Genomic DNA, 10,176 nt, shown 5'->3' with positions numbered 1-10,176 from the left:
CGTCCGCCGCAGCGCCGCCGCGGCCCCGGCCGACGCCGTCGTCGCCGTCGCCCGGCCCGATCCGAAGGATCCGACGCTGTGGCCGCAGCGCGAGGCGCTCAAGGCGGCACTGCAGTACCCGGCGATCGCCGGGCCGGTCTTCGACACCTTGACCGTGGAGAGCTTCACCCATCCCGGCTATGCGGCGGTGCGGGCCGCGGTAACGGCAGCCGGCGGCATGTCGGCCGGCGGCTCGGGTGGGCAGTGGATCGACTCGGTCCGCGAGCAGGCGGCCTCCCCGCACGTGGCGAACCTGATCAACGAATTGGGCGTCGAGGCGTTCCGGGTGGAGGACGACGACCGCCTGGCCCGCTACATCGGCGGCGTGCTGGCCCGGCTGCAGGAAGTGTGGGTCGGGCGGCAGATCGCCGAGATGAAGTCCAAGCTGCAGCGCATGTCGCCGGTCGACAACGACGAGGAGTACAACGCGTTGTTCGGCGACCTGGTCGCGATGGAGACCTACCGGCGCAGTCTGCTCGAGCGGGCCAGCGGCGACGACCTTACTGCGTGAACCGGCTAGCCGCGCTAAGGTGAGCTCGCCGTTAGTTCAATGGGAAGGCACGTCATGACCGTCAGCGCACGCCGAATCGTCTCCGCCGGAGCCCTGGCGGTCGCCGCCGTCGCCGCGCCGCTCGCGATCGCATTCACCAGCGGCGCAGGTCAGGCCGTCGCCGCGCCGTGTTTGGCCACCGTCACCACCAACGGCTCCGATCCGGTGTGCGTGGGCTACTCGAACGGAAACCCGACCAACATCGGCACGCCGAACTTCGGCACATTTGGTCCCAACGGCGGTCTGGGCGTCTCGACCGGCAACCTGGCCCCGGGCCAGACCTGGCGTCAGCCGATCGCCTAGCGGTCCTTCCCGGGCTGCCACACCGCCGTATCGGCGTCGATCGGCGTCAGCGTCCCGATCGACGCGTCCGGTGACACGCGGTCGGCGATCTTCCGCCGACCCGCATCCAGCACGGCCTTCGTCGCGGGACTACCGGTGACGGCGCGGAACGTGCCCGCGATCTGTTCGTAGCGGCGCCGGCCCGCCTTGGCGCCCAGAACGTATCCAACAGCCATGACGGCGGCGACGCGGATCACGGGGTCCCTCTCTCGCGGTAGTGCATTGGTTCCATCCTGCCTCGTGCGGCCGAGTCGTGACGGAACGAGGCCGGCCGCCCCCGCTCACCTGCCCGATATCGGACTTCCGGAGTCCATGCGCTAGAGTCAACGCTCGGTCAGCGTGCACGTCCCGCAGACCGAGTGCTATTCCCCTGTAGCTCAATTGGCAGAGCAGCCGACTGTTAATCGGCAGGTTCGTGGTTCGAGTCCACGCGGGGGAGCTTTACCTCTCGATTACTCCGCGTTCTGCTCCTCGTGCTCGTCGGCGTCGGGGATGTGCTCCGGGTGCAGCATCTCCGCGTAGCGCAGCTGCTCGGGGATCCCGAAACCCTCGACCAGCAGCGCCGCGTGGGGCCGCAGCTTGCGGCACCGGTCGTTGATGCCCCGGGTGACCGCCTTGGAACGCTCGGTGGACAGGAAGCGGTGCTCGATGAACCACGACTTGTCGTCCTCGATGACCGAGAGTGCGTAGAGGTCGCAGACGATCCCCAGGATCTCGCGAGCCGTCTCGTCCTCGCAGGTGTCGATGCCGGCGACGAACGCCTCCAGGATGATCCGGTCGACGTGAGCCTTGGCGGCGTGCAGCACGTGGTCCTGGACGGAGTTGAAGGCGTCGAACGGCGACATCTCCTTGGACTTGCCCTGCAGCCGCCGCGCCACGGACGCGAGCATGTACTCCTCGCGGTCCTCGAACATCTTCACCTGGGTGCCGCGGTTGAACAGCGAGCCCTCTTCCTCGTTGTCCTGGCGGGTGTCGACGATCGTCTGCATGATGGTCTGCGCCGCGGTGCGCTTGAGCACCCGCTCGCCGGCGAAGTTCGCCGCGAACCGCACCCACTGCGCCGGGCTCATGCTCTTGACGTCGTCGGCGTAGGCGGTCAGGAGTTCCTTGGCGACCAGCTGGGTCAGCACGTGGTTGTCACCCTCGAACGTGGTGAACACGTCGGTGTCGGCCTTCAGCGCGATCAGTCGGTTCTCGGCCAGATAGCCTGCGCCGCCGCATGCTTCGCGTGCCTCCTGGATGGCGCGGGTCGCGTGCCAGGTGTTGGCGGCCTTCAGGCCTGCGGCACGGGACTCCAGCTCGCGCTGCTCCTCGGCGTCGGGGTCGTCGGAGGTCTGCAGTTCGTGGCACTTGGCCACCAGTTCGTTCTGGGCGAACTGCAGGGCGTAGGACTTGGCGATCAGCGGGAACAGTCGGCGCTGATGCACCAGGTAATCCATGATCAGCACCTCCTCCTCGGCGCCGGGTGCCTCGAACTGCCTGCGCTCCAAGGCATATCGCGTTGCGATGTCCAGAGCCACCCGCGCCGCGGCACCCGCGCTGCCGCCGACGGTGACCCGGCCGCGGATCAGCGTGCCGAGCATCGTGAAGAAGCGTCGACCCGGGTTTTCGATCGGGGAGGTGTACGTGCCGTCCTCGGCGACGTCGGCGTACTTGTTGAGGAGGTTCTCCCGCGGGATCCGCACCTTGTCGAACTGGATGCGGCCGTTGTCGACGCCGGGCAGACCGCCCTTGTACTGACAGTCCGACGTCGTCACGCCCGGCAGGTCGTTGCCCTCGTCGTCGCGGATCGGCACGACGAAGCAGTGCACGCCGTGGCCTTCGCCCTTGGTGATCAGCTGCGCGAACACCGCGGCGACCCGAGCGGTGTTCGCGGCGCCGCCGATGTAGTCCTTGCGCGAGGACGGGGTGGGGGAGTCGATGACGAACTCCTGGGTTTCGGGATCGTAGGTTCCCGTGGTCTCGAGCGCCTGCACGTCGCTGCCGTGCCCGGTCTCGGTCATGGCGAAGCAGCCCAGCAGCTCCAGGTCGATGAGCTTGCGGACGTACGCGTCGTGGTGGCGTTTGGTGCCGAGGTTCTCGATCGCGCCGCCGAACAGGCCCCACTGCACGCCGGCCTTCACCATCAGGGACAGGTCGGACATCGCCAGCATCTCGATCTGCGTCACCGCGGCGCCGACGTCGCCGTTGCCGCCGTGCTCCTTCTTGAAGCCGTCCTCCGCGGCGCCGTTGGCGGCCATGATGCGCATCTGCTCGGTGACCTTGGTGCGGGCGATCACCGTGTTGGGTGTGTAGTGCGGCTTGAAGACCTCGGAGGACAGTTCGTGACGCATCCGGTTCTTCATGTCGCGCCAACGACCGTCAAGGGCATTACGAAGGTGATCCGCAGTGGTGGTCATGGTGGCCACGTTATCCTCCGAAACCCGCCGCGAAACTGTGATGTGGCAAACCCAGGGCATCCTCATTGAAACCCGCATCCGCGGCTGGCGTTGAATCGTCGTCATGACCGATCCGGACGCCGTGCCCTCACTCGCCGGGATGCCTCATCAGATCGACCACCGGCACCCCGACGTGACCGGCGGGTGGCTGCGGGCCGCCACGTTCGGGGCGATGGACGGCCTGGTCAGCAACACCGCTCTGATCGCGGGCGTCGCCGCGAGTGCGAGCACGAACGCCGTGGTGCTCGCCGGGGTGGCCGGCCTGCTCGCCGGTTCGTTCTCGATGGCGTTGGGCGAGTTCACCTCGGTGACGACGGCCAACGAGCAAGTCGAGTCCGAGGTCAAGGTGGAGCGCCGCAGCTTCCGCTTGTATCCGGATGAGGAACGGGCCGAGCTCGTCGGGACGCTGACCGAGATGGGCATGAGCGTCGAGACCGCGACCAAGGCCGCCGAGGAACTTCACCGGGACGAGACCCGGGCGTTGAACTTCCACCTCGTCCAAGAGCTGGGCGTCGACCCGAACGAGAAGCCGTCACCGTGGGTGGCGGCGGGTTCGTCCTTCGCCATGTTCGCGATCGGCGCCGTCGTCCCGCTCATCCCGTTCCTGCTGGGGTATTCGTCGCTGTGGCTCGGGTTGGCGTGCGGTGGGCTCGGACTGCTGGTCGTCGGTGGGGCCGCGGCACGCGTCACCAAGAAGGCGCCCTGGCGGGGATCGCTGCGGCAGCTGGCCTTCGGCGGCATCGCGATCGCGGTGACCTACGTGGTCGGCCATTTGATAGGTGCGGCGGTCGGGTAGCGACACTCAGTCCACGTCGACGCCGTAGCCGCCGCGAAGGTCCTTGCGGGCAGCCTCGATCGTGCGCTCGCACAGCGAAAGCAGGGCGTCGACGTCGAGGTCGGACTCCTCGCCGAGTCGCCTCAGCCATGTCGCTTCTTCGCCCTTGAGTTCGGTCCACCGCTGCTGGTCGTCGCACGTCACGAGCAGTTGCTGTTTGCACGTGTCCAGTTGCGCCAGTGAGTAACCGTTGTCGCGGAACTGCCGATCCCATTCGTCGAGCAGCAGTTCGGTGAGTTGGCGGACGGGCTCGGCGGCGTAGATGAGCACCTCGGACACCCCGTCGTCGAGACCCAGCCGGCCCCGGAACTCGTACAGTTCTTCGATTGCCTCCGACCGCCGTTGCTCGACGGTCTGGTCGGTGCCGGCAAGTGGCTCGGCTCCGCGCCTGACGCGCATCGTCGCCGCGAGAAGCGTCTTGAGGGCGACCTTCTTCTCTTGGCCCGCCCGCTGTTCGAAGTCAAGCCGCAGCGCGTGCTCCCTGTCGTCGCGCTTGCTTCTGACGTCGATGCGCTTGGTCCAGATGGCAACCGTTGCAGTGGAAACCACCGAGACGACGGGCACCAGGGCGGTCGCGACGAAAGTCAACCAGGTCATGGTGGCTTAGTCTGCCCCGAACGGCGCGGTGCTGACGCGGTTCCGGTGCAGCCGCCACTACATGCCCACCCAGCGACCTTCCCAATGTTGGGAAAGCACTAGAGCATGGGTCGCGGCAACGCTATCGTGGGCCTTACTTAGCTGGCCCAGACCCCGCCGGCGGCGTGATGCAGTTTGCGGGGTCTGCGTCATGGCTGAACGGAGTGAGCGTTGGCAAACAATGGCAAGGGGTCGCTCGGCGATCGCGGTCCGATGTGGCAGATCACGGCGGCGGCCGCCGCGCTCGATGCGGCGAAGCGGTTACACGTTCACGCCACGGTGTGGGGGGCCGAGGAGGACTTGAAGGATGCCGTCCACTCGGCCTGCGGCCTGTCGCTGAGGGTCAAGGCCTCGACGTGGTTGTCGGAGAACCGCTTTCAACGTTCCGGGTGGCGTCGGCGAGGATTGCACGCATTACCCGGACGGCGTCGGTGAGGGACTGGCGATCGGCGGGATCGAGACCCTCGAGGTAGGGGTCGACGACGGCGCTGCGGTCGGCGCGCACGCGGGACAAGACCTCCCGCCCCTTGGCGGTGATGCTGATCAGTACGGCGCGGGCGTCGGCCGGATCGGTGACGCGCGATACCAGGGACGCCTCCTCGAGCCGACGGACCTGTGTGGTCATCGTGGGCTGTGAGCAGTGGTCGAACGCGGCCAGGTCGGAGATGCGGGCGGCGCCTTGATCCTCGATCGTCGAGAGCAGCCGGGCCTGAGCGTAGGGAAGTTCCATCTTGACGCGCTGGGTCGCGAGCCTGTTGAGACGGGCGACCACCGACAGCAAATCCGTGGACAGCGTGGTGTCCGTAACGGAGCGCGATGCCATGGCGGCCATTTTACATAGAACTCCTATGTACACCACCGGAGTGCCGATCGTGTCGCGCCTCACACACCGCTGAGACGGCTCTTGGGCCACAGCTGGCAGAATCGTGAAATGGCCAAGACCGGCAGTGCGACCGGCGGCGGCGTACCTCGTAGAGCTGGCTCGATGAAGCCCGACGAGCTTGCGCACGCCGCGATCATGGCCGCCCTCTGCGCTGCCACCGCCATCATCGCCGTCGTCGTCCCGTTCGCCGCGGGCCTATCGGTGCTGGGCACGGTCCCCATGGGACTGCTCGCGTACCGGTATCGGTTCCGGGTGCTGGTGGCCGCAATGGTGGCCGGCGGCACCATCGCCTTCCTGATTGCGGGGTTCGGCGGCTTGATGACTGTGGTCAACTGCGCCTACGTCGGCGGCTTGGTCGGGATCGTCAAGCGTCGCGGACGCGGGCTGGCGACGATCACCACGGCGGCGCTGATTGCCGGCGCGGCGTTCGGTGTCCTTGGCGTCGGTTTCCTGATGGTCTTCTATCGCATCCGCGAGCTGATCTTCGCGTCGATCACCGCCAACGTGAACGGCACCGCGAACATCGTGGAATGGCTCTCCCAGTTCAGGATCCTGTCCTTCCTCGGACACGTCGCCGACCGTCTCGGCGACGCGAACGGGCTGTACGCCGTGCTCGTCTCGGCGTCGCGTTGGGAAGCCTTCGGCTTTCTCGACGGGGTCGCGCCGCACATGAGGGAGTACTTTCCCACGCTGCTGAGCTACTGGCCCCTCTTGATCGTCGGGTCCAGCATTCTCAGCATCGGGTCGGTCACCCTGATCGGCTGGTGGGCCCTGTCGCGGGTGCTGTCCCGGCTGTCCGGGGTCCCCGACGTGCACAAGCTCGACTACGTCGACTCCACGGAACCCGTCGGCCCGGTGCCCGCCCACTTCCGCGACGTCCGGTTCCGGTACCAGGGGGCGGCCCAGGACGCGCTCGGTCCGGTGACGCTGACGGTCGACCAGGGCGAGCACGTCGCCGTCACCGGGCCCAACGGATCGGGCAAGACGACGTTGATGCTGGTGCTCTCGGGCCGGGAGCCGACCGCCGGCAGCGTCGACCGGCCAGGAGCCGTCGGTCTCGGCAAGGCCGGTGGCACTGCCGTGGTGATGCAGCATCCCGAGAGCCAGGTCCTCGGCAGCCGGGTCGCCGACGACATCGTGTTCGGGCTCCCCCCGGGAACCGCGACCGACGTCGACCGGCTGCTCGCCGAGGTGGGCCTCGACGGACTGGCCGAACGCGACACGGGCAATCTCTCCGGCGGCGAACTGCAGCGGCTCGCGGTGGCCGCCGCCCTGGCCCGGCAGCCGTCGCTGCTGATCGCCGACGAGGTCACCAGCATGGTCGACCAGCAGGGCCGCGAAGGACTCATCGAGGTGCTGTCGGGACTGACCAAGAACCGTCGAATGTCGTTGGTGCACATCACGCACTACAACGACGAGGCCGCGTCGGCCGACCGGGTGATCGACCTCACCGGCAACGGCGGCAGCGCCGACAACGTCGAGATGGTCGACACCGCGCCGGCGCCCGCCGCCACCAATGCGCAGGCTCGCCGCGGCGGATCGCCGCTGCTCGAACTCAAGGGCGTCGGCCACGAATACGGGCTGGGCACGCCGTGGGCGTCGACCGCGCTGCAGAACGTCGACCTCGTGGTCAACGAGGGTGACGGCGTGCTGATCCACGGCCTGAACGGATCCGGCAAGTCGACCCTGGCCTGGATCATGGCGGGGCTGCTGACGCCCACCACCGGCTCCTGCCTGTTGGACGGCAAACCCGTCTCCGAACAGGTTGGGGCGGTGGCCATCTCATTCCAGGCGGCCAGGCTGCAACTGATGCGCGGACGCGTGGACATGGAGATCGCCTCGGCCGCCGGCCTGGACTACTTCGACCACTCGCAGATCGTCGCCGCGCTGGCGATGGTCGGTCTCGACCCGGCGATCGGACTGCGGCGCATCGACCAGCTCAGCGGCGGGCAGATGCGTCGGGTGGTGCTGGCCGGTCTGCTGGCCCGCAAGCCGCGCGTACTGATCCTCGACGAGCCGCTGGCCGGCCTCGACGCCGCCAGCCAGCGGGGGCTGCTGGGCCTGCTGTCGTCACTACGTCGCGACGCCGGGCTGACCGTCGTCGTCATCTCCCACGACTTCTCCGGGCTCGAGGAACTGTGCCCGCGGACGTTGCACCTGGCCGCCGGCGGCGTGATGGCGGCCCCCACCACGGCCGGGGGCGTCGGATGACCGCCCCGCAGCGTCAGCCACGGCCCGTCGTGCTTCTGCGACCTGTGCCTGGCCGCACCGCGATTCACGAATTGTGGGCCGGCACCAAGCTTCTCGTCGTCGCGCTCATCGGCGTGCTGCTCACCCTGTATCCGGGGTGGGTGCCGATCGTCCTGGTCGGAGTGTTCGTCCTGTTCACCGCGAGGATCGCCCACATTCCGCGGGGTGTGCTGCCGTCGGTGCCGCGGTGGCTGTGGTTCCTGCTGTTCCTCGGTGCTCTGACGGCGTCGTTCGCCGGCGGCAGTCCGCACCTCGCCGTCGCGTCGGTGGACGTCGGGCTCGGCGGACTGTTCAAGTTTCTTCAGGTCACGTTGCTCTCGATCGTGCTTCTGGGTCTCGGCGGGCTGGTGTCGTGGACCACCAACGTCGCCGAGATCGCCCCCGCGGTGTCCAAGATCGGGCGGCCGCTGCGCGTGCTACGCCTGCCGATCGACGACTACGCCGTGGCGCTCGCGCTGGCGCTGCGGGCCTTTCCGATGCTGATCGACGAATTCCGCGTGCTGTTCGCCGCCCGCAAGCTGAGGCCACGCGATCCCGCCACCACGGCCAAGGAACGCCATCGCCGGTTGAACCGGGAGATCGTCGACCTCTTGGCGGCGGCGGTCACCGTGGCGTTGCGCCGCGCCGACGAGATGGGCGACGCGATCACCGCGCGCGGCGGTGCCGGGCAGATCTCCGCGTTGCCGTCCCGACCGACGTGGGCCGACGCCGTGGCCGGTGCGGCCGTGCTGGTGCTGTGTGCCGTCTCGGTTGTCGTGGAGGTCTTCACGCCGTTGGCGACGAGCTAGCGGTCGGCGGCGGCGTTGGCGGCGGCCTGGGCGGCCGCGAGGCTTCCCGGCACGTCGCGACGGCCCAGGAACATCTCGTCGAAGTACGGCGTCAGCGACTGATAGCCGGCGGCGAATCCCGGGCCGCCGGGCGCCGGGATGCGCGGCCCGTCGAGCACCGTGAAGAACGGCGTCACGTCGACGCCGCGGGCGGCCCAGTGCTCGTCATACGCCGGCTGGGCCGCGGTGACGGCCGGGATCGCCGCGCCACCGCTACCGAGGAACTCGTTGCCGCGGGTGCTGCCCATCCACTCGAGGACCTGGCGCACCGCGTCCGGATGGGGAGTCGCGGCGTTGCCTGCGGCGGCGATGCCGTTGGTGACGCTGACGCGCCCCTTCGGACCCGTCGGCAGCATGGTCACGCCCCAGCGAAACGGGGCCTGGTCGGCGATCGCGGCCAGGTTGTAGGTGCCCGACTGGAACAGTGCCATTCGGCCCTGAAGGAACTGGTTGCGAGAGAAGTCCCCGTTGCCGTTGGTCTCCGACGCCGGGGGAGCGACGTGGTCCCGGTTGATCAGACCGACCAGGTACTCGAACGCCCCGATGGACGCCGGATCGTCGAAGGCGAAGCGGTCGCCGTCCTGGAACCTCCCGCCCGCGGAGCCGACGTAGTTCAGGTAGATGCCCTGCAGGTCGTTGGCGGCGTTGTATCCCCATTGCCGGATGCGGTCGGGATCGAATTCTGGAGTGCCGGCGCGATTTCCGTTGGCGTCGACGGTCAGCCGGGCCAGCAGCGGCCGCAGGGTGTCCTCGGCGGCGTCGGGCGACCACCGGAGGTCTCGTAGGTCGGCGGGGTCGACGCCGGCCCGGTCGAGCAGGTCGGCGTTGTAGTAGACGGCGATGCCGGCATCGGTGAGTTGGGGTACGCCCCACAGCACTCCGTTGCGGGTGAACTGCCGAACCACCGAGGGGTCCCACGCCCGGGCCGCGTCGGTGCCGAGGGTCGCCCCGACGGGGAGCAGCCTGCCGGTGTCGGCGTAGTTCGCGAAGTAGGCGTTGGAGAGCCAGAAGACGTCGTCGGCGCCGCCACCGGCCACGTCGGTGCGCAGCGTGTCGAAGTACGACGAGTACGCCACCACGTCGAGACGCACCTCGACGTCGGGATGTTGCCGGCTGAACTCGTCGAACGACTGACGGTAGGCCGCGGCGACCTGCTGGTCCCACAGCCGCACCGTCACCACGGTCTTGCCGGCCCGCTCGCCGGACCCGCCGAGGAGCACCGCGGCGCCAAGCAACACCGCAAGGACGAGGGCCAGCGCGCCGACGAACAGCGTCGAGAACTTGGGCTTCGTCATCGTGCCCCCGCGCCCCTCGTCGAGTGTGCTGTGGGATCGCGATATCCGGCCGCGGAGCGATCTGTACGCACTCTCGATGGC

General features: G+C 68.5%; 10 protein-coding genes and 1 tRNA gene. 6 read left to right on the top strand and 5 right to left on the bottom strand.

Annotated elements, in window-relative coordinates; genetic code table 11:
* The coding region (gene dnaG / locus H7J06_RS29530) for a DNA primase (protein ID WP_504928670.1) at window positions 1–550 on the top strand (550 nt) is incomplete at its 5' end.
* A gap of 54 nt (window positions 551–604) precedes the next feature.
* On the top strand, window positions 605–892 hold the full coding sequence (locus H7J06_RS29525; protein WP_264043126.1) for a DUF7155 family protein: 288 nt from the start codon (window positions 605–607) through the stop codon (window positions 890–892).
* On the opposite strand, the gene H7J06_RS29520 is transcribed toward H7J06_RS29525, so the two are convergent.
* Window positions 889–1,128: a hypothetical protein gene (locus H7J06_RS29520; RefSeq protein WP_264043124.1), complete on the bottom strand. Its 240-nt coding sequence runs from the start codon at window positions 1,126–1,128 to the stop codon at window positions 889–891. The two genes, H7J06_RS29525 and H7J06_RS29520, sit on opposite strands and share 4 nt — an antisense overlap.
* 169 nt (window positions 1,129–1,297) lie before the next feature.
* On the opposite strand from H7J06_RS29520, the gene H7J06_RS29515 reads away from it, so the two are divergent.
* Window positions 1,298–1,370, top strand: a tRNA-Asn gene (locus H7J06_RS29515).
* 13 nt (window positions 1,371–1,383) lie between these two features.
* Here H7J06_RS29515 and H7J06_RS29510 read toward each other — a convergent pair.
* Window positions 1,384–3,330 (bottom strand): acyl-CoA dehydrogenase family protein, encoded by a 1,947-nt coding sequence (locus H7J06_RS29510; protein WP_264043122.1) that lies wholly within the window; start codon window positions 3,328–3,330, stop codon window positions 1,384–1,386.
* A gap of 103 nt (window positions 3,331–3,433) precedes the next feature.
* On the opposite strand from H7J06_RS29510, the gene H7J06_RS29505 reads away from it, so the two are divergent.
* Window positions 3,434–4,165 (top strand): VIT1/CCC1 transporter family protein, encoded by a 732-nt coding sequence (locus H7J06_RS29505; protein WP_264043120.1) that lies wholly within the window; start codon window positions 3,434–3,436, stop codon window positions 4,163–4,165.
* 6 nt (window positions 4,166–4,171) lie between these two features.
* Here the strand turns inward: H7J06_RS29505 and H7J06_RS29500 are convergent, their stop codons facing one another.
* Both H7J06_RS29500 and H7J06_RS29495 read right to left on the bottom strand, forming a co-directional pair.
* Window positions 4,172–4,801 (bottom strand): hypothetical protein, encoded by a 630-nt coding sequence (locus H7J06_RS29500; protein WP_264043118.1) that lies wholly within the window; start codon window positions 4,799–4,801, stop codon window positions 4,172–4,174.
* Window positions 4,802–5,183: 382 nt separating this feature from the next.
* Window positions 5,184–5,663 carry a MarR family winged helix-turn-helix transcriptional regulator gene (locus H7J06_RS29495; protein ID WP_372515432.1) on the bottom strand — a complete coding sequence of 160 codons (480 nt, stop codon included), beginning with the start codon at window positions 5,661–5,663 and terminating at the stop codon, window positions 5,184–5,186.
* A 108-nt stretch (window positions 5,664–5,771) separates the two neighbouring features.
* On the opposite strand from H7J06_RS29495, the gene H7J06_RS29490 reads away from it, so the two are divergent.
* Together H7J06_RS29490 and H7J06_RS29485 are read left to right on the top strand one after the other, a co-directional pair.
* Window positions 5,772–7,934, top strand: coding sequence for an ATP-binding cassette domain-containing protein (locus H7J06_RS29490; RefSeq protein WP_372515431.1), 2,163 nt, complete (start codon window positions 5,772–5,774; stop codon window positions 7,932–7,934).
* Complete coding sequence (locus H7J06_RS29485; RefSeq protein ID WP_264043114.1) at window positions 7,931–8,761, top strand: CbiQ family ECF transporter T component; 831 nt, start codon at window positions 7,931–7,933, stop codon at window positions 8,759–8,761. Before H7J06_RS29490 ends, H7J06_RS29485 begins: the two co-directional genes overlap by 4 nt.
* On the opposite strand, the gene H7J06_RS29480 is transcribed toward H7J06_RS29485, so the two are convergent.
* Window positions 8,758–10,095: an ABC transporter substrate-binding protein gene (locus tag H7J06_RS29480; RefSeq protein ID WP_264043113.1), complete on the bottom strand. Its 1,338-nt coding sequence runs from the start codon at window positions 10,093–10,095 to the stop codon at window positions 8,758–8,760. The two genes, H7J06_RS29485 and H7J06_RS29480, sit on opposite strands and share 4 nt — an antisense overlap.
* Window positions 10,096–10,176: the final 81 nt, after the last annotated feature.

This window comes from Mycolicibacterium hodleri (assembly GCF_025822245.1).
Lineage (GTDB): Bacteria > Actinomycetota > Actinomycetes > Mycobacteriales > Mycobacteriaceae > Mycobacterium > Mycobacterium hodleri.
The sequence above is the reverse complement of the archived record's forward strand: the minus strand, read 5'-3'. Positions and strand labels throughout refer to the sequence as shown.

Bases quoted from the DNA above. Each gene is read 5' to 3' on its own strand.
- H7J06_RS29525 (WP_264043126.1), top strand. From the start codon at position 605: ATGACCGTCAGCGCACGCCGAATCGTCTCCGCCGGAGCCCTGGCGGTC.
- H7J06_RS29510 (WP_264043122.1), bottom strand. From the start codon at position 3,330: ATGACCACCACTGCGGATCACCTTCGTAATGCCCTTGACGGTCGTTGG.
- H7J06_RS29505 (WP_264043120.1), top strand. From the start codon at position 3,434: ATGACCGATCCGGACGCCGTGCCCTCACTCGCCGGGATGCCTCATCAG.
- H7J06_RS29500 (WP_264043118.1), bottom strand. From the start codon at position 4,801: ATGACCTGGTTGACTTTCGTCGCGACCGCCCTGGTGCCCGTCGTCTCG.
- H7J06_RS29495 (WP_372515432.1), bottom strand. From the start codon at position 5,663: ATGGCATCGCGCTCCGTTACGGACACCACGCTGTCCACGGATTTGCTG.
- H7J06_RS29490 (WP_372515431.1), top strand. From the start codon at position 5,772: ATGGCCAAGACCGGCAGTGCGACCGGCGGCGGCGTACCTCGTAGAGCT.
- H7J06_RS29485 (WP_264043114.1), top strand. From the start codon at position 7,931: ATGACCGCCCCGCAGCGTCAGCCACGGCCCGTCGTGCTTCTGCGACCT.
- H7J06_RS29480 (WP_264043113.1), bottom strand. From the start codon at position 10,095: ATGACGAAGCCCAAGTTCTCGACGCTGTTCGTCGGCGCGCTGGCCCTC.